The following is an 18,557-nucleotide window of genomic DNA, read 5'->3' on the forward strand; positions in this document are numbered from 1 at the left end:
AAAAGACAAGGTGGGGCGATGGATCTGATCGTGACGGAAGCGGGGACAGGCTGGCAAGCCAGCTATGGTGACCAGATCTGGCGCGCAGCAGTCGGGCGCGGTGGCATTGCCGAAAAACGCGCCGAGGGCGATGGCATCAGCCCGCTCGGCTGCTGGCCCATCCGCCGGGTGCTCTATCGCGCCGACCGACTGGACGGACCGCCTGCCTCGCCCTTTCCCACGACCGCCATCGAACCGATGGATGGCTGGTGCGATGCGCCTGCCCATCCCGAATACAACCGCCCGGTCAAGTGTCCCTTCTCCGCCAGCCACGAGGAGATGTGGCGCGAGGATGGGCTATACGACATCGTTGTTGTGCTGGGACATAATGACGATCCGGTGGTTCCGGGCGCGGGCAGCGCGGTATTTTTGCATATCGCCCGGCCCGACTACAGCCCGACTGCCGGATGCGCCGCGCTCAGCCGGGCAGACCTGCTGGAGTTTCTGGCGCAGGCCGGGCCGGATACCCGGCTCTGTTTTCAGGCGGGCTAAGACGGATGGCCCTGCCGGATCTCAAGGCGCTGGCCGCGGCCCTTGACTTGCTGCCCGACCAGTTCCGGGGGCCGGGCGGCGTGGCGGGCGTGGTGCATGAGGGCCGGGTGATTGCCCGGCGCGCATGGGGCCATGCCGATGTTGCGGCCCGCCTGCCGATGACTTCCACGCGGCGCATGCCGATATGTTCGATCTCAAAGCAGATGACCTGCGCGCTGCTGCTGGATCAATGCGGAAGCCCCGAGGTGCTGAACCCGCTGCTGCCCGATCTTCTGCCAAAGCTGCAGGGCCCGCGCCCGACAGTTGCGCAATTGTGTCATAACCAGTCGGGGCTTCGGGACTACTGGGCGCTGACCGTGCTGCATGGCGCCGCACCGGAGGGACGCCTGACGGCCGAGCAAGGGCTTGAGCTGATCTCAGGAGCGCGCTCGACCCACTTTCATCCGGGCACGGCCTATTCCTATAGCAACGGCAACTACCGCCTGCTGGCCGAGTTGATCCAGCGTGCAACCGGCAAGGCCTTCGGGCCGCTTCTGACCGAGCGCATCCTGCGCCCGGCAGGCATGACGACGGCAGAGCTTTCGCCCGATACCAGCCAGCAGGTCGATGGGGTGATCGGCTATGAAGGCAATGACGATGTCGGCTTTCTGCCCGCAGAATCTGCGATCACATGGATCGGCGATGCCGGGGTAGTCGCCTCACTGGAGGATATGCTGGCTTGGGAGGTCTGGATCGACACGACCCGCAACGATCCGGCGGGACTTTATTCGAGATTGTCGGCGCCGGTGACCTTTGCGGACGGGGCGCCAGCGGCCTATGCCTATGGGTTGCGCCGCTATGAGTTGGCCGGGCAGGTAGTAACTGGCCATGGCGGAGGACTACGGGGCTTCTGCTCGTTCCGGCTGCATGTCGCGGCGGCGCGGCTGTCGGTGGTGGTGATCTTCAACCACGAGGCCAGCGCGATGGGTGCCGCCGAGGGGCTTATGCAGGCCGCCCTCAGCCTGCCCATCCCGCCTTCCCTGCCTGCACAGGGATGGACCGGGCTTTGGTACGAGCCACAGACCGACCTGTTCCTGCGCTGCCGCGATACGCCCGACGGCGTCCGGCTGAACTTTTCCGTCTCGTCGGTGACCCTGCGCCCAGTCACCCCGGTGCGTGCCGAAGGACCGGGCGGGCTGGTGCTTGAACGGGAGGGCGCGGCGCTGGTGATGCGGCGCCCGGCCGAGAACCTGATCCTGCACGCCCTGCCCGTGCGACCGCTGGCGCGCGCCGATGCAGCAGCGATTGCCGGGCGTTACTGGTCGGAAGAGATCGGGGCCGCGCTGTTGATCGAAGCCCGCGACGGGGCTGCCAGCATCAGCTTCGAGGGCATGCTGGGAGCCGGGCCGGTAGAGCGGATGTATCCGCTGGCGCCCGATCTCTGGACGGTGACCAGCCGCCGGGCGATGGATGCAGCGCCGCCCGGGGAGTGGAGCCTGCGGATCTGTCGTGACGCGCTTGGCCGGGTGGAGGGGCTGGTGCTTGGCTGCTGGCTGGCCCGCAGCATCCACTATTGCGGCCCACAGGCGGACCAAGGTCGTTAAGAAAGCCGGAGCGCCTGCAGGCGTTGCTGGGTTTCGGCGCAGACCGCCCTCAGATGCCCGGCCAACCGTCCGGCGCTGTCCACCCAGGGACGATCCGCAGGATGCAGCGCCGAGACCACAAAGCCCGGAGCCTGCGCAAAGCCGCGCAACACCACGCGATCACCCAGATAGCCGAGCGCGGTCAGGGGATTGAGGATGCTGACCCCGAGACCACTGCGCACCATCTCGCACACAGCATTCGCCGATTGCATGGTCACGGGCAGGCGCCGCGTTACCCCGGCTTCGTCAAACATCCGGTCCAGGATCATCCGGTAGGGATCTTTAGGGCCGAGCGAGACAAAGGCATGATCCTCGAAATCCTGCAACTTCAGCGGCCCCTCGCCGCTGGCCAACGGATGCCCGGCGGGGATCAGGCAGACCTGCCGGAACCGACCCAATGGGATCACCTCGGTCGTGGGATCGTCATATTCCCCCTCGATCAGGCCCAGATCGAAGTTGAAGCCAGAGATCGGCGACTGGTTGCGCGGATCGCCATTGTCGATTTCAATCGTAAGGCCGGGCGCCTCGCGGTGCAGCCGCGCCACTGCCTCGGGCAGCAGGCTTTGCGCGAAGGTGGGAAGGGTGGAAACCTGCAGAATCTCGCCATAGGCCGCACGCATGCGCAGGAGAGATGCGTTGATCTTGTCGAGACCGGAATAGGCCTCCTCTATGGCGTGATAGAGTTTCAGCGCGCGCGCGGTCGGGTGCAGTCGCTGGCGGCGCCGCTCGAAAAGCTGAAAGCCCACCGTTGCCTCGAGCCGCAGCAACTCACGCGTCAGCGTGGGCTGCGACGAGCCGAGAGCGGCTGCCGCCGCAGTGACGGTGCCGAATTTTACGATGGCGCGGAACACATCCACCTGCCGCAGGGTCAGTCCCGGCCGCATCTTTGCCCCCCATCCGGTTTGCCTTGCCACTTCATATCGAAAATGAATGAAGTCAAATAGGCTTTTCTGTATCCTGTAGTGGCGATGCAGGCTTAGTCTTTTGCGAGGATCTCTGCCTTTGTCGGATGGAAGCGCCTCTTGCACCTGTCAGCCAATCCCGCCCCTTCCGTGCTGAACCGTGCCGCACAGGCAGGGCTCGAAGCGCTGATGCATGCAGCGGGGGGCAATATTGGCGCCGATCAGGTGGCAGTCTGCGCGCTGCTCCATGACCGACCACTAATTGAGGCCGACCCCGGCCCCTTTGCCGCGCAGCCCATGTGGCAACATCGCGGCGACCGGCAGATCTACCCTGCTTCGGTCTGCAAGATGGTCTATCTGGCGGCTCTCGCCGCGTTCCAGGCAGAGGGCCGCATTACGATGGATGAAGAGGATCACCGTGCCACAAAGGCGATGATCGGAATTTCATCAAACGATGCAACCACCTACCTGCTGGGTCGCCTGACGGGCGCCTTTGACGGGCCAATGCTGGACGCGGCCGCGCTCGAAGCCTGGGTGGCCGCACGCCGTCAGGTGCAGGATTGGCTGGAGACACTGAATATTCCGGCGCTGGAGGGGGTTCACCTGATCCATTCCACCTATGAGGACAGCCCCTATGGCCGCGCCCGGCAGGCGCGGCTGGTCCGGCCTGCCAACCAGCTTTCGGCGCGGGCCTGCGCCGCCCTTTTGCATGAGATGCTGCGAGGCGCCCTGCCCGGTCGCGACTGGATGGCGGGGCATCTCGCGCGGGACTGGCAGCGCAGCGCCGGTCCAGACCCGGAGGGCGACCAGATCACAGGATTTCTGACCGAGGGCATTCCAGAGAGCTTTCGCGTCTGGTCCAAAGCCGGGCATACCTCCTGGACGCGCCATGACGTCGCCGCGATCTCGGCCCCGGATGGCCGCTCTGCCACGCTGGCGGTGCTGACGGAAGGCCCGGCTGCCGCAGCCCACACGGGCACCCTGCCCGCCTTTGCCCGCGCCTTCGTCGCCGAAGCCTTCGGCTGACGCAGCCCTAAAGACAAGAAACAAGACCAACCAACAGGAAGCTGAACATGACCCATTTGCCCGCCTCCCTCGTCCTCAGCCGCCGCCGCGTGCTGGCGGCGATGCTTGCCAGCACCGCAGCGGCCGCCACCGGCTTTGCCCCCTTTGCCGCCCGCGCACAGGATGCGGGCACGCCGCGCCCCGGCGGCACCCTGCAGATGGTGGCGCCCTTCGGTTCCGCCCTGCAAAGCCTTGATCCGCACGCCACCTATGAATCGCAGGACATGGCTGTATCGAAGGCCTTCCACCGCTCACTCTACAACTGGGATTCGGCGACAAATTCGGTGGTGCCGGAACTGGCCGCAGACGTGACGCGCAGCGAGGATGGCAAGACCTTCACCTACCGACTGCATGACAACATCTTTTTCCACAATGGCCGTCAGCTGGTGGCAGATGACGTAATCTGGTCCTACTCGCGCATTCTGGCGCCGGGCAGTAGCCTTTCGGCCATTTCCAACCTGCAGAACATTCTGGGCGCGCAGGATTACATGGATGGCAAGGCCGATCACGTGGCGGGTCTGGTCAAGATTGACGATCTGACATTCTCGATCACCTTCGACGGCTTTGTCGAGCCCGGCTATCTGCTGTTCGAGGCAGTGACCGCTATTCTGCCGCGCGAGGCAGTGGAGGGCGGCACCTTCCTGTCGAACCCGGTCGGCTGCGGCCCGTTCACTTTTGTGGAGCATATCGAGGGCTCGCGCATCTCGGGCAAGAAGTTCGACAAGTATTTCAAGGCTGGCAAGCCCTACGCCGATGCCATCGCCTTTACCATCACCGACGACTACTCGGCGCTGGATGTGGCCTTCCGTGCGGGTGAGATCGACGCGACCGTGCTGTCGGAAAACGGCTATGTGATGTATTCACAGGACCCGGAACTGTCGAAAGGTCTGATCGAGATTGCCGAGATGTTCACCCGTCACATGGGGATGAACCTTGACATGAAACCCTTTGATGATGTGCGGGTTCGGCAGGCGATCAACTATGCAGTGGATCGCGACATCATCATTGAGAAACTTCTGAAAAACAAGGCGTTCAAGGCCGTTGGCTGGCTGCCCACGCCCTCTTCCGGCTTCGATCCCGACCGCAAGCCCTATGCGTTCGACCCCGAAAAGGCCAAGGCACTGCTGGCCGAGGCCGGGATGGCCGATGGGATCAGCTTCGAGGCTTGGGTGACCGATGCGACCTCGTCACTTGGCGTGCTGCAAGCCATGACCCCCTTCCTTGCTGCTGTGGGCATCACTGTGACGCCAAAGGTGGTCGAAGCGGGTGTGCTGGTCGAGGCGATCAACAAGGGCGAAGCGCCGGCCTGGTTCCGGTCCAACGGCACCGGCCCCGATCCGATCTCGGCGCTGCGCAGCTTTGACAGCCGTCGGCCGCGCTCCACCAACCGGGCAGGGTTCAAGGATCCGGCCTTCGATGCCATCCTGGACGAGGCCGTGGCCACGCTGGACGCCACCAAGCGGGTGGAACTGGTGCGCAAGGCCGATACCTATATCTTTGAACAGGCGCCGGTCTGGTTCCACAATTACAACAAGGCAGTGCTGGCCACCCAGCCTTGGGTGCATGGCGTGGACGCCAACGTGACCGAAGCCGCGATCATCGAGGTCGATCAGGTCTGGCTGGACGAAAACGCGCCCGCGCGTTGATCCACCCGCCGAGGGGAGGCGGACTGTTGCCGCCCCCCCATGCCAGCCCCCGTCAGCCCGTGGATGCGCAATGCTGAATGTCCTGCTCAGACGGCTGCTTCAGGCGGCCCTGACCGTCCTTGTCGTCGTCACCCTTGTTTTCCTGCTGTTCAGCGTAATTCCGGGCACCTACGCCTCTTCGCTGCAGGCTGACAAACGGGATGTCTCTGCCGAAGTGCTGGAACGCATCGAGACCGAACTCGGCCTGAACGATCCGCTGCCGCAGCGCTTTGGCCGCTACATGGCGGGGCTGGCGCAGGGCGACCTGGGCACATCCTATGCCACCAAGCGCCCGGTGGCCGATATGTTGGCGGGGCGGATCTGGGCCTCGTTCCGGCTTGCCTGCGCGGCGATCCTCTTTGCAGTCTGCATCGGCCTTCCGCTGGGCTTTTTCGCCGCGATGCGCCAAGGCAGCTGGCTGGACACCGCCACCATGACGCTGGCAGTTTCGGGCCTGTCAATCCCGGCCTTCTGGGCCGGGCTGGTGCTGATGTATCTCTTCTCGCTAAAGCTGCACTGGTTGCCAACCTTTGGCTATGGCTCGGGCGGGTTGAGCCACCTTATCCTTCCGGCAATTACGCTTGGCATCGCGCCCATGGCTCTTTTGGCCCGCACCACCCGCGCGGCAGTGCTGGAGACGCTCAACTCGGACTTCATTCGCACCGCACGTTCCAAGGGCATGTCCGAGCGACGTCTGGTGCTGCGCCATCTGGCGCGCAATGCCTTTGTGCTGGTCCTGACCACGATCGGTTTGCAGTTCGGCTCCATGCTGGGCGGATCCGTGGTGATCGAGAAGCTCTTCGCCTGGCCAGGGGTGGGGTCGCTCCTGATCGATTCAGTCGGGCTGCGCGACATTCCGGCCGTTCAGGGCGCGATTCTGGTGATCGTGCTCTTCTTCCTACTGATCAATACGCTGGTCGATCTTGCCTATCTGGTGGTCGATCCCCGCATCCGCTACCGCTGAGGAGGCACCATGAAAGCCGGAGCCAACCTGTATGTCGGCGGCGGGATCATCCTACTGATCTTTCTGCTCGCCGTCTTCGCCCCGTTGATCGCGCCCTATCATCCCATCACCTCGGCCAATCTGATGTATGCCGAAGAGCCGCCGAGCGCCCAGTTCTGGCTGGGAACGGACGAGCAGGGCCGCGACATCTTTTCCCGTATTGCCTATGGCGCGCGCATCTCGCTTTTCATCGGACTCGCGGTGCAGGTCATGAACACCGCAATAGGCGTCTCGCTGGGTCTGTCGGCCGGCTATATCGGCGGCTGGTGGGACGAGATCGTGCAGGGCCTGACCAATCTCATGCTCTCTATCCCCACGATCGTCTTTGCGCTGGCCTTGATGGCCATCCTCGGACCGGGGCTGCTCAGCCTGCTGATTGCACTTGGCATGACCGACTGGGCCTACAGTTGCCGGATATCGCGGGCGCAGGTGCTGACGCAGAAGTCGCTGAACTATGTGCAATCGGCCCGCATCATGGGCTTTGGCACATTGCATGTGATGTTTCGAGAATTGCTGCCCAATATCGCCGGCCCGCTAATCGTGGTTGCCACGATGGGTGTCGGCTCGGCCATCATGGCCGAGGCCTCGCTCTCTTTCCTCGGCCTCGGTGTCGTGCCGCCGAACCCAAGCTGGGGCGGGATGCTGTCGTCGGCGCGCGAGCAACTGATGGTCGCGCCCTGGGTCGCCATCTTTCCGGGGCTGGCGCTGTTTGCCGCCGTTCTTGGCTTCAACCTTCTGGGCGACGGCCTGCGCGACCTGCTTGACCCGCATGGAAAGGGCCGTAAATGACCGGGACAATTCTGGAGGTCCGCGACCTTGCGATAAGCCTTTGCGACGGGCACGCGCCAGTCGCGGCGGTTGAGGGCGTGAATTTCAACATCGGGAGGGGCGAGGTCTTCGGTCTGGTGGGGGAGTCGGGCTGTGGCAAAAGCCTCTGCGCGCTGGCGCTGGCCGGGCTGCTGAAGTCGCCCATGGCGATCAGCGGCGGGCAGATCCTGCTGGAAGGGCGAGACCTGGCCCCCTTGCCCGCCAGCGAGATGCGCCGTCTGCGCGGCAACAAGGTCTCGATGATCTTTCAAGAGCCGATGACGGCGCTGAACCCACTGATGACGGTGGGCGATCAGATCGGCGAGATGTTCGTGCTGCATCGCGGACTGACTGCCCGCGCTGCACGGGTGAAGGCCATCGAGGCGCTGGAACAGGTTCAGGTTTCCAGCCCTGAGCGACGGATCCATGCCTATCCGCACCAGCTTTCGGGGGGAATGCGGCAACGCGTGATGATCGCCATCGCGCTGGCCTGTGACCCTGCATTGCTGATCGCTGACGAGCCGACCACGGCGCTGGATGTGACCATACAGGCCGAGATTGTCGAACTGGTGCTGGAACTTTGCCGGGCCAAGGGCACGGCGGTGATGATGATCTCGCATGACCTGGGGCTGGTGGCGCGCATCTGCAACCGCGTGGCGGTGATGTACGCAGGCCAGATCGTCGAGCAGCGCAGCGCGGAAGAAATCTTTACCGCCTCGGCCCATCCCTATACGCGCGGCCTGATCGAGGCTCTGCCCCGACTCGGGCGGCGGCTGGAGCGGGGGCAAGAACGGCTGACCGAGATCGGCGGGGTCGTGCCTGCCATCCGCGATTTCCCGCAGGGCTGCCGTTTTGCGCCGCGCTGCAGCCGGGTCACAGCCGAATGCCGTGCCGCGCCCGTGGCGATGACCGAACTGAACGAGGGAGGCCGGGTCCGGTGTTTGCATCATGTCTGAAGTCGCAATGAACCCCGCCTCCGAACCCCTGCTGTCGGTGCAGGGACTCAAGGTGCATTACGCGGTACGACAGGGCTGGCGCGGCTCTGCCTTCGCGGTCAAGGCGGTGGATGGGGTGGACCTGACGCTGCATGCGGGCGAATGCCTTGGCCTTGTGGGCGAAAGCGGTTGCGGAAAATCCTCTATCGCGCAGGCTCTGCTGGGACTGGTGCCTGCTACGGCAGGGGTGATCCGGCTGGACGGCCACGAGATCACGGGCGCCGCGCAGGTTCCAGCCATGGCGCTGGCCCGATCGGCACAGATGGTGTTTCAGGACCCGATGTCCTCGCTGAACCCGCGCCAGACCATTCGGGAAATTCTCTCTGGCCCGCTACGCCTGCATGGGATGAGCGACCGCATTGAGCGCGAAGCCCGCGTAGCCGAGATGCTGGGCCTGGTCGGCATGTCGCCCGAGGTGGCCACCCGCTACCCGCACGAATTCTCAGGCGGGCAGCGCCAGCGTCTGTGCATCGCGCGGGCACTGATCCTTCGGCCAAAGCTGGTCATTTGCGACGAGCCTGTCTCGGCACTGGATGTCTCGATCCGGGCGCAGATCATTAACCTTCTGCTGGAGCTGAAGGACAGGCTGGGCCTCGCGCTGCTGCTGATCTCGCATGATCTGGGTGTCGTCGAACATATGAGTGACCGCATCGCCGTCATGTATCTAGGCCGCATCGTCGAAGAGGGTGGCTGGCACGAGATCTTCACCGAGCCCAGCCATCCCTACACGCGGGCACTGATTTCTGCGATCCCCGACCCAATGCACCGCGACAAGGCGCCCGCCCGACTGGGCGGCGAGATTCCCAGCCCGCTTGCCCCGCCCGACGGCTGCGCCTTCAATCCGCGTTGCCCCCATGCGCTGCCGCAGTGCCGCAGCGGCGCGGGACCGGATTTCACCCCTATCGGCGCCGATCACAAGGCGCGCTGCCATCTGCTGCACACCGGAACGAACCATGTCTGACCTTTCCGCCGCCGAACCTTATGCCACCGCCACCTTCATCCCGGAAATTGGCCCCGAATTGATCATCACGGTGCGGGCGGGCCAAAATCCCGACGCCCCGCATCACGGCACGCTTTCCATCGGCGACTGGACGGTGCCTTGCGCCGTGGGCCGCTCGGGCATCGTGGACCCGGCACTGAAGCGAGAGGGTGACGGCGCCACCCCAGCCGGTCGCTTTGCGCTTCGCTATGGGTATTACGAGCCGGGGGTCTTTGCCGATGCCGAAATGGCGGCACTTGCCTTTCCCTTCAAGCCAAAGCCCGACAGCTATGACTGGATCGAGAACCCGGCCAGCCCTGATTACAACCGGATGCGCGCCCGCAGCCATAACGAGCCCCCACCCGACCGTGCACCCGGCCTGTTCGACATTTTCATCCCGCTGGGCTGGAACGATGCCGTGCCGCGCGCGGCGGGGGGCAGTGCGATCTTTTTGCATGCCGCCCGCCGCGAAATGACGGGTACTGCAGGCTGTGTCGCCGTGCCGCATGATCAACTGCTGAATCTGGCGCGGCGTCTGCGCCCTGGCATGATCATCGAGATCGCGGCGCCAGAACAGATGACAGAGGCGCTGGCCCTGCCTGACAGTCTGGAAAGCGTTACTTTTCATAGCCTGCGCGCCGGCCCGCGCGTGATCGTGACAGGCGCCGTGCACGGGAACGAGGTCTGCGGACCCAAGGCAATCACCCGCATGATTGCCGAATTCCGCGCGGGGCGCCGCAAACTGCTATGCGGCTCGGTGACCTTCGTGCCAGTGGTAAATCCCATGGCATATCGGCTTGACCGGCGAGAGGGAGAGCGCAACCTGAACCGCAACCTGCGCGACTATCCTGTGCCGCAGGTCAATGAAGACCGCGTGGCGAATGTGCTGTGCCCGATGCTGCGCGCCCATGACGTTCTGATCGATCTGCATTCTTTCGGCGCTGATGGACCGGCCTTCGCCCTGTTCGGCCCCGATGCGCCCGGCAGCGATCTCGAGCCGTACGCGCGCCCAATCGAAGAGCGGCGGTTGGTCGGCGCACTGGGCCTTCCATTTGCGGTGCAGGGCTGGATGCCCGCGCATCTGAAGGCCCTGACGCAGCAAGGCCGGGCGCAAGAGATCGGACACGCTATCGGCACCACCGAGTTCATGCGGTTCACCGGTGGGGCCGCGATTACCGTGGAATGCGGCTCGCACAAGGATCCGGCCTCGATTGGGGTGGCCTATGACGTTGTCGCACGCGGCCTTGCGGCGCTTGGTCTGATCATGGCAGAGGCAGGCACGCCCCCTGCTCCGCCGACGATCCTGCACATTGGTGATGCGATCTTTGCCGAAAGCGATGAGGACCGGCTGCTGCGCACCTATGTCACCGGCGAGCCGGTGCGCGCAGGCGAAGTGATCGGCCAGCGCGCCGATGGCCGCCCGATCACCGCGCCGCATGACGGGGCGGTGATCTTTGCCAGCGGCACGGTGAAGGCCGGAACCGAGATGTGCTTCCTGTGTCGGCCCGGTGATCCAGGCTAACCGCCAACCTCGCAAAGGAGCAGGGCTAGCGTTCTGGGGACTTCAAGCAGGGGCAATACTTCAACCGCATGTATTCGGTGCGGTCCAAGCGCTGCACCACTACACGCGCGCCGTTCGCGGCTTCCGGGTGGCATGCGACAGGCATCGGGCGAAAAGCCGATCGGCTGACAGCCCGACCTGGAAGGACGAAACCCGCGTCTACCGCCTGCAGACCGACGACGGCCAGCGCATCATCGGTCGCCGGGTTCCGCCCACCTGGGTCGCGACCACACTCGCCGACGACGCGCTGAAGCTCACGGCGGCGCAGGTCCATGCCCTCACTCTCGACGGCAAGACCGTGGTGCGGCTGTCGGAGGGGATGGAATTGCACCGATCCCGCGTTATGGGCGTGAACCGGATCGAGCTTTCCGGTTTCACGGAAGCCGCGAAAGATCGGCTCAAGGCCGATGGCTTCATTTCGGAGATCATCAGCTGAAAGCTGCGACTCTTCTGACCGGTCTAGGTAGACGGCGTTACCATTTTCGGCCGCCTGCATGAGCGTTTCCCGGTTTGCGCTCTAGATGCCCGCTTAAGTTGAACGCGGTGTGATCGATGTCTCCCGAAACCAAGGGCCTGCTGCGTGACCTTGCGCAGAACGCAGAAAATGTGTGCTGTAATTACCTTCCCGACGGGCGGCGGGAAGGCTCATATTGGAACGTGGGCGACCTGCAGAACAACCCCGGCCGGTCGCTCTTCGTGCGGCTGACCGGGCCAGCGTTCGGCCCAGGCGCAGCCGGCAAGTTCACCGATGGCGCCACGGGCGAACTTGGCGATCTTCTCGACATCATCCGCGAGAGGGCCGGGATCTCCTGTTTTCCTGATCTTCTGGCCGAGGCCCGGGGGATTATGCAGCTGGCATTCAAGCCGGACTGGGCCAAATACGCCAAAGCTGCGCCCTTCAAGCGCAACGATGCCATGCTGGACGTGCTCCCGGTGTCCCGGTGGGTGTCCTCGTCTTCCCGGGCAATGGCATCCAGGAGAACCTCGCCGACAAGGCGAAGAAGCTCGGCATCCCCGTCATGAAGTTCGAGAAGGGGGCGTGAGCCCTCATCTTCGACTCCCAATGCGACGAACATGACCCCAACCTCGTGCCGGTGACGTCTACGGTGACCATCACGCCGCCAGCAAAACTAATTCGGTCCGACTACATTTCAGTCTCGACGGCGTCTGCTTCGCAGGCCAAAATACGGGCGAGCATTCCGGCATGAACTCTTCGCATGGTTGCCGGCAACATAGTGGGAAGCTGGAATGAACTGCGACGATCTGCCAAACCTCCCGCGCCGCCTGGACGGTGGGCCGCCGCGTCGCAACGATGGTTCAGGCGGGAAAGCACACACTCCTCGCAGGTAACCTGCGCGCCCGGCCTTCTTCTGATCAACATCGCGGACAAACACGATGATCGACGAGCACGCGTTCCCTTCGTTGCTGAGACACAACAGTGAATGCTACAGAAAAGCAACGAAGATGGTCTTCATTCGCATTCCCCTGAACAGCACCGGAGCAACCTCATGCAGATCCTTGCTGTAGATGACGAGCCAGACATACTCGAGCTGTTGCCATTGCTTGCAGCCCGAGTTGGGTTTCCGCACATTGTGACTGCTGCATCTGGACCTGCGGCGCTGGAAATTCTTTCCCGCCCCGGCACAGGTTTTGATTGCCTTCTTTTCGATATAAACATGCCCGACATCGACGGGATTGAGCTGACCCGTCGTGTGCGACAGATTCCAGCCTACCGCCGGACACCGATCATCATCATCACGGCAATGTCGGAACGCGAGTACATCGACAGCGCCTTTCAAGCTGGTGCCACGGACTATGTGACGAAGCCATTCGACATGACGGAGCTTGGGGTTCGTCTCCGACTGGCGAGCGAACTGGCTGCGGCACGCAGAGGAAGTGAACCGTCGCCCTTGGCGCAAGGCAAAGATGCTGGAGATATGATCCTTCAACGCGGTGACCTGGAGAGCGCCATCGAGATCGAAGGGGTTCAGAACGTTGCAGACGCTGTCTCATTCAGGAACTACATCAAGCAGCTCTCCCGATCCGGACTTGCCGCGTCACAATTGATTGCAATCGGCATCAGGCAGATAGCAGATCACCACTCCCGGGCTTCGGAGCAAGAGTTCCAGTACATTCTTCGGGAGGTCGTCGATGCCGTCAGCGCCGTCATGCTGAACACCCTTAGCCTGATTTCCTATCAAGGGAATGGTGTCTTCTTGGCGCTATCTAGCGCAGCTGCAGTATTGGCTTCCGAGGATATCGAGGCAGAAGTTCAGGCCATCATAGATGAGCGGGATATCCAGTTGGATGATGGAACATCAATCAATCTAGAGGTCGCAGTGGGAAGCCCGGTGCGACCGCACTTCGGTGGAATTGCTGACGTGGAAAAATCGATTGAGCGTGCTGTTGCGCGAGCCAACGCGAGAATGTCGGCGCCGCCGATCACGGTGAACTTTCGTCAGTTTAAGTAGGTGGGAGCATTTCGTCCTTGAACAGGCCAGTGTGCAAAACGGTTCCATTGCGGCATGTCGCGTAGGGATGATTTGTTCTCCTTTGGTTGCCACATCCCTGTCTTGCATCCTCGCTGGAAGAATGTCGTGGGCGTGGAGTACAGGGCAGAGGGCGATGCTTCGCGGTGTTTGCCTCCGTGCGCGTGCCCCTGCCAAGGAATCTTTTCGCAGGTCGAGCGTACCGCGCCGAAAGAAGCGTCAGGTGCTGCGTGCCTGAAAAACCCGTCGGTCTTTGGACTGTCGATCCATGGAGAGAACGGGAACGCTAATGCGATTGCGCCATAGCGCACATGCCAAGCAACCCTGGAGACAGATTCTGATCTCTCACGAAATGATGTCGAGGCCCGACAGCGATCCGATTTGTGATTGCAACCAGTGACCCTTCGTCATACGCGCTGCATATTCCCACTGAACCCGCGTAGGTGACCTTGGAGGTCAACGTGCTCTACAGAAGGTATGAGATCGCCCTGTACGCCATCGTTGTTGGCGTGAGCCTGGGTGTAGCACTGGCGACTGAGCAGCTTGAGCATAACCTGCAGAAGAAGACGCTCGAGGCAGAAATTGCCAACAAAAACCAGATGTTCGCCTTTGAACTTGAATCTTCGATCTCACAACTGGTTGCATGGGCTGGCGGTATGGCGGCGGCCGTAGCCCTGAAGCCGGACATGGACCAAAGCGAGTTCAGTGCCGCAGCCGCGCGCCTTGGAACCGACAGTTCGGTTATTCTTAACATCTCTCTGGCCACTGACAGCGTCGTCCGACGTGTATATCCCGTTGAGCGGAACGCTCCCTTGTTGGGCAAGGACCTGGACACGATACCCAATCAGAGCACTGGGGTCGATTTGGCCCGGAAAACAGGGAAGCCGGTGTTTCTTGGTCCCATAGATCTGGTGCAAGGAGGCCGAGGGTTCATACTCCGGCTTGGGTTCTCGCCGAACTCCTTGGATAGCGATCCAGCCAGTCGTCGCGCGCTGATCTCTATCGCTGCGGACTCGGCAAGATTTTTCGATGGGATCAATCGGAAATCGGCAAGCTTTGGGATCAAGACAGCGGTATCGCGCGTTGAAGATGGAGCAGTGATCTTCGGCGATCCCTCTGTTCTCGAACAACAGCCGGTTATTAATACATTTTCAACACCATCGAGCAGCTGGAACATAGCATCCGTACCAGTAGCCGGGTGGCCGCTAATATCGTCGAATGCCATGACGATCGCAGCTTTGGTACTTCTTCGCACTCTTGTAGTTTGTGCAGTCCTGCGGACAATATTCCGATTGCTCCGCAGGCAGAAAGACGCAGAGGAGCAGTTAGCCGTTGCGATTGAGGCTTTGGATGATGGTTTTGCCATCTTTGACCGAAAGGACAAACTTGTTCTATTCAATCGGCGCTATATTGATATCTACAGGACATCAAAAGACCTATTAATCCCGGGAACAAGCTTTGAGGAAATTATACGCGGCGGCGTGATGCTTGGCCAATACCCTGATGCAATAGGTCAGGAAGAAGACTGGATAGGGAAGAGACTGGCCGCACATCGCTCGGGTGAAAGCGTGTTTGAGCAAAGGCTTGATGATGGGAAATGGCTGCGGGTAGTAGAGCGTAAGACCAAGGACGGTACGACTGTCAGTTTCCGCGTCGATATAACGGAACTCAAACTGGCTGTCGAGGCCGCCCGATCCGCAGCGCGTGCAAAATCAGAGTTCATTAGTGTATTAAATCACGAACTTAGAACGCCATTAACAATTGTCATAGGCTATGTTGGATTGCTTGCCGAAATCGGCAGACACCCATCCGTGAGGGATTTGCAGATGTCAATTGCGTCTGGTTCCACCTCCGACGCTGCGGAGGGGCTGAAAAAGCTGGTTCAGACAGCAGAGGATATGGCATCCAAGGCGAACAGGTCCGCACAGCACCTTCTGTCCCTGATCAATCACCTGCTGGACTTCTCGAAGATTGAAGCGGGCAAGATGCGGCTCGATGTAGTCAATCTAGCAGTTTCGACAGTATTAGAGGATGTTGATCGCTCGTTCCGAGAACTGGTGGAAAGAAAGGGCCTGAAGTTCAACGTTCAAGGAACTTCGGCGGTCATACATGCAGATCCAATTCGAGTCCGTCAGATCTTGACCAATCTTCTATCCAACGCACTGAAATTCACCAGTGATGGATATATCGGCGTCGAGGCCTCGACGCGCGAAGGGGCTGTGCTTTTCAAGGTGCAAGATTCAGGCTGCGGTATCCCGAATGAACTGGTCAGCACAGTTTTCAGGCGTTTCGAACAGGCTGACCTTTCTTCGATACGTCGATCAGGCGGGACCGGGCTTGGGCTCTCTATCAGCAGAAGCCTCGTCGAATTGATGGGCGGTGAGATCGGTTTTGAAAGTAGCGTTCAGTCTGGAAGTACATTTTGGTTCACCATTCCGTTAGCCGAGAATGACGGGGATTGGGCGAAGTGACGGTGAGCCACGGAAGGCGGGGAGCCTGCTGGTCAGGTGAGTGTCTTGCCGCGAAACGATCGTCTGCCTGTTCGCGTGCCGCCCGTTGGCCTGCCCCCATCGAGTGTTCCAGGTTGAATGTTAGCGCATGTTTGTATTCATCCAGCGGAGTCTGCACAGATTAAGCCTGACCTGCTCCCCTGAAACGTCCGCACTTTGAGGTTAGTCTGTTTTCCAGTGAAGGAGACGGACATGAAGCGCAGCAGGTTCACGGAAGAACAGATCATCGGCGTGCTGAAGGAGCACCAGGCCGGGTTGAGCGCGGCGGAGCTTTGCCGGAAGCACGGGATCAGTGATGCGACGTTTTACAATTGGCGCTCGAAGTATGGCGGCATGGAGGTCAATGAGGCCAAGCGGTTGAAGCAGCTCGAGGACGAGAACGCGAAGCTGAAGCGGCTGTTGGCCGAACAGATGATGGATGTCGCGACGCTGCGCGAGATGCTCGGAAAAAACTTCTGAGGCCCAGTTCAAGGAGATCTGCCGTGACCTGGGCCATGACCGAGAAGGGCTATTCACAGCGTCGTGCCTGCCGTCTGGTGGGCATTGATCCACACGTCCATCGTTACCGATCCCGCCGCCCGGACGATGCAGGGCTGCGAACGCGCTTGCGGGAACTGTCCGGTGAGCGACGCCGGTTCGGCTATCGTCGCCTGCACATTCTGCTCGAGCGAGAGGGCTGGGAGGTTAACTGGAAGAAGCTCTACCGCATCTATCGCGAAGAGCGGCTGACGGTGCGCAGACGTGGCGGGCGAAAGCGGGCCCTTGGAACCCGCGCACCCATGGCAATCCCGCAGGGGCCAAACCAGCGCTGGTCCCTCGACTTCGTGACTGACAGTCTTGTCTGGGGCCGCCGTTTCCGGGTCCTGTGCATCATCGATGACTTCAACCGGGAGTGCCTTGGTGCCGTCGTCGACACGTCGATCTCAGGCCATCGCGTGGCCCGGGAACTCGACCGGATCGCCGAGTTGCCTCGCGCGTGACCTTTCCCAAGTTGCCGAACCTGCTGATCAGGGCATGCTGCAGCGCGCTGGCCGCAGTCGTGGCCTTGCCGGATCGCGACAGATGCCAGCCCAGAAGTTCGCGAGTGTGGCAATCGATGACGAGGGCTAAGGTGGTCCAGCCGTCACGGCCAGCCCAGACCCTGCAGAGGTCCGTCGACCAGCGCTCGTTAGGTGCGGCGGCCACGGACGGCACCGCCTCGATCCGGGGGCGCATGCCGACCGGGCGCTTGCGAACCTGCCAGCCTTTGATCTGGAAGATGCGCTGAACGGTGTTCTTGTTTGAAGCCCAGAAGCCAGGCTACGGTGCGATAGCCGAAGGAAGGTTTCTTCTCGATCATGGCTTTGATCGGCTCGGCAAAGCGGGGATAGACCTTTGGCGCGGCCTCGGTCGGCTTGTAATAGACCGTGCGCCGCGGCACGCCGAATCAGGCGCAGAGCTTGGTCAGCGGCACCGCGATCCCGTCGGCTAGAAGGCTCTCACGGAGCGTCCGGATCATTTGTTCGGGGCGGCGCTCGAACCGGTGGCGCGCTCGCCCCTCACTCCATCCCGCTCCATGAGGGCCGCCAGCTTTTTTCGGGCGCGCAGCTCCAGCATTGCCTCGCCATAGGCCTCCTGCATGTCCTTCAGCTGCTTCTCGTATTGCTCCCCAATCTCCAGAGGATTTGCCCGCAGCGCATTCTCCATGCCCCGCTTGGCGTCGTCGACACAGCCCTCGATCTCGGACGGCGAAAGGTCGAAGGCCCGAGAGGCCTCCGCCACGGTCGTCTTGACCTAGATGATCTCGACCACCAGCGCTGTTTTGCGCTTCGCCGTCCACCGCTTGATCCCGTCGTCCATCGTCACACTCATCGCTACCTTCTCCTTTGTAGCATGAGCAGATTTCCACTGGGTCGATACAATCACGCCATCTTCCGATCCTGCTCGTGGCAATAATCCACGCTGCGCCCACGAACTTTTTGCGCTTCATTTAGGCACGCTGCGGCGGCTTCGCGCGCGTGCGCGAGAGAGAGAACTACCCACCCCCGTCTAGCCATGATCTCTTTTGGCTGTTCTGGCACGGCCCTTGCATTTGGCACTTGGCAACGGACAGGTCGCGTCCCTTCGAATCGGCACAGGTCCGCCTTTCCTGCGTCCTGTTAAGCTTTTGACGTCCGCTGGCGGACACGCCTTTTTAAATGAGGATGCGCTGAGGCGTGGCACCGTTGTAGCACCGGGCGGCGCTGCAAATGCAGGAAGCGCCCCGTAGGGCGCTGCGCAAGTAGCTGATACATTTTGCATTTTTTGGTTGCGGGGGCAGGATTTGAACCTGCGGCCTTCAGGTTATGAGCCTGACGAGCTACCGGGCTGCTCCACCCCGCGCCGGGATATCTTTTTGTGTTTTGATTTGTATTGTTCGTTTTGAGAGT

At 61.8% G+C, this 18,557-nt stretch carries 16 protein-coding genes, 1 tRNA gene and 2 pseudogenes; 14 read left to right on the forward strand and 5 right to left on the reverse strand.

From position 1 onward, the window contains the following. Positions 1-18 precede the first annotated feature (18 nt). Both FQU74_RS13010 and FQU74_RS13015 read left to right on the forward strand, forming a co-directional pair. Positions 19-531 carry a L,D-transpeptidase family protein gene (locus FQU74_RS13010; RefSeq protein ID WP_146286895.1) on the forward strand — a complete coding sequence of 171 codons (513 nt, stop codon included), beginning with the start codon at positions 19-21 and terminating at the stop codon, positions 529-531. 5 nt (positions 532-536) lie between these two features. Next, positions 537-2,114 (forward strand): D-aminopeptidase, encoded by a 1,578-nt coding sequence (locus FQU74_RS13015; protein ID WP_146286896.1) that lies wholly within the window; start codon positions 537-539, stop codon positions 2,112-2,114. Here the strand turns inward: FQU74_RS13015 and FQU74_RS13020 are convergent. Continuing rightward, positions 2,111-3,037, reverse strand: a complete 927-nt coding sequence (locus FQU74_RS13020) for a LysR substrate-binding domain-containing protein (protein ID WP_146286897.1) — start codon at positions 3,035-3,037, stop codon at positions 2,111-2,113. The genes FQU74_RS13015 and FQU74_RS13020 overlap by 4 nt on opposite strands. A 168-nt stretch (positions 3,038-3,205) precedes the next feature. Between FQU74_RS13020 and FQU74_RS13025 the strand changes: the two genes are divergently transcribed. The 12 genes and pseudogenes from FQU74_RS13025 to FQU74_RS13080 form a co-directional block, all read left to right on the forward strand. Next, positions 3,206-4,081: a serine hydrolase gene (locus FQU74_RS13025; RefSeq protein WP_158635585.1), complete on the forward strand. Its 876-nt coding sequence runs from the start codon at positions 3,206-3,208 to the stop codon at positions 4,079-4,081. 47 nt (positions 4,082-4,128) lie between these two features. Next, positions 4,129-5,766: an ABC transporter substrate-binding protein gene (locus FQU74_RS13030; RefSeq protein ID WP_146286899.1), complete on the forward strand. Its 1,638-nt coding sequence runs from the start codon at positions 4,129-4,131 to the stop codon at positions 5,764-5,766. A gap of 70 nt (positions 5,767-5,836) precedes the next feature. Then, entirely contained in the window at positions 5,837-6,769 is a 933-nt protein-coding gene (locus FQU74_RS13035; RefSeq protein WP_146286900.1) for an ABC transporter permease, read from the forward strand. Between the two features lie 9 nt (positions 6,770-6,778). Beyond that, positions 6,779-7,597, forward strand: a complete 819-nt coding sequence (locus FQU74_RS13040) for an ABC transporter permease (protein ID WP_146286901.1) — start codon at positions 6,779-6,781, stop codon at positions 7,595-7,597. After that, a complete protein-coding gene (locus FQU74_RS13045) occupies positions 7,594-8,571 on the forward strand; it encodes an ABC transporter ATP-binding protein (RefSeq protein WP_146286902.1) in 978 nt (325 codons plus the stop codon). The genes FQU74_RS13040 and FQU74_RS13045 overlap by 4 nt, the downstream gene beginning before the upstream one ends. Further along, positions 8,564-9,571 carry an ABC transporter ATP-binding protein gene (locus FQU74_RS13050; protein ID WP_146286903.1) on the forward strand — a complete coding sequence of 336 codons (1,008 nt, stop codon included), beginning with the start codon at positions 8,564-8,566 and terminating at the stop codon, positions 9,569-9,571. Before FQU74_RS13045 ends, FQU74_RS13050 begins: the two co-directional genes overlap by 8 nt. Then, complete coding sequence (locus FQU74_RS13055; RefSeq protein ID WP_146286904.1) at positions 9,564-11,111, forward strand: L,D-transpeptidase family protein; 1,548 nt, start codon at positions 9,564-9,566, stop codon at positions 11,109-11,111. Before FQU74_RS13050 ends, FQU74_RS13055 begins: the two co-directional genes overlap by 8 nt. Before the next feature lie 127 nt (positions 11,112-11,238). Beyond that, the gene (locus FQU74_RS13060) at positions 11,239-11,586 is read left to right on the forward strand and encodes a hypothetical protein (RefSeq protein WP_373289023.1); all 348 of its coding nucleotides are present in this window, start codon (positions 11,239-11,241) and stop codon (positions 11,584-11,586) included. Positions 11,587-11,978: 392 nt separating this feature from the next. Continuing rightward, a pseudogene (locus FQU74_RS19450) lies at positions 11,979-12,193 on the forward strand (hypothetical protein); the annotation flags it as partial. 465 nt (positions 12,194-12,658) lie between these two features. Next, positions 12,659-13,621: a response regulator gene (locus FQU74_RS13070; RefSeq protein WP_158635586.1), complete on the forward strand. Its 963-nt coding sequence runs from the start codon at positions 12,659-12,661 to the stop codon at positions 13,619-13,621. A 461-nt stretch (positions 13,622-14,082) separates the two neighbouring features. After that, positions 14,083-16,110 (forward strand): ATP-binding protein, encoded by a 2,028-nt coding sequence (locus FQU74_RS13075; RefSeq protein ID WP_158635587.1) that lies wholly within the window; start codon positions 14,083-14,085, stop codon positions 16,108-16,110. A gap of 231 nt (positions 16,111-16,341) precedes the next feature. After that, positions 16,342-17,114 (forward strand): annotated as a pseudogene (locus FQU74_RS13080) (IS3 family transposase); the annotation flags it as partial. Here FQU74_RS13080 and FQU74_RS19495 read toward each other — a convergent pair. The 4 genes from FQU74_RS19495 to FQU74_RS13095 all read right to left on the reverse strand — a co-directional run bounded on the left by FQU74_RS19495 (position 17,032) and on the right by FQU74_RS13095 (position 18,510). Next, positions 17,032-17,364 (reverse strand): DDE-type integrase/transposase/recombinase, encoded by a 333-nt coding sequence (locus FQU74_RS19495; RefSeq protein WP_158635588.1) that lies wholly within the window; start codon positions 17,362-17,364, stop codon positions 17,032-17,034. The pseudogene FQU74_RS13080 and the gene FQU74_RS19495 overlap by 83 nt on opposite strands. Continuing rightward, positions 17,318-17,569, reverse strand: a complete 252-nt coding sequence (locus FQU74_RS19500) for a hypothetical protein (protein WP_206665030.1) — start codon at positions 17,567-17,569, stop codon at positions 17,318-17,320. The genes FQU74_RS19495 and FQU74_RS19500 overlap by 47 nt, the downstream gene beginning before the upstream one ends. A gap of 74 nt (positions 17,570-17,643) precedes the next feature. Next, positions 17,644-17,910 carry a transposase gene (locus tag FQU74_RS13090; RefSeq protein WP_229704390.1) on the reverse strand — a complete coding sequence of 89 codons (267 nt, stop codon included), beginning with the start codon at positions 17,908-17,910 and terminating at the stop codon, positions 17,644-17,646. Between the two features lie 523 nt (positions 17,911-18,433). Next, positions 18,434-18,510: transfer RNA gene (locus FQU74_RS13095), tRNA-Met, on the reverse strand. Positions 18,511-18,557: the final 47 nt, after the last annotated feature.

The sequence above is a fragment of the Gemmobacter aquaticus genome, assembly GCF_007859075.1.
Lineage (GTDB): Bacteria > Pseudomonadota > Alphaproteobacteria > Rhodobacterales > Rhodobacteraceae > Gemmobacter > Gemmobacter aquaticus.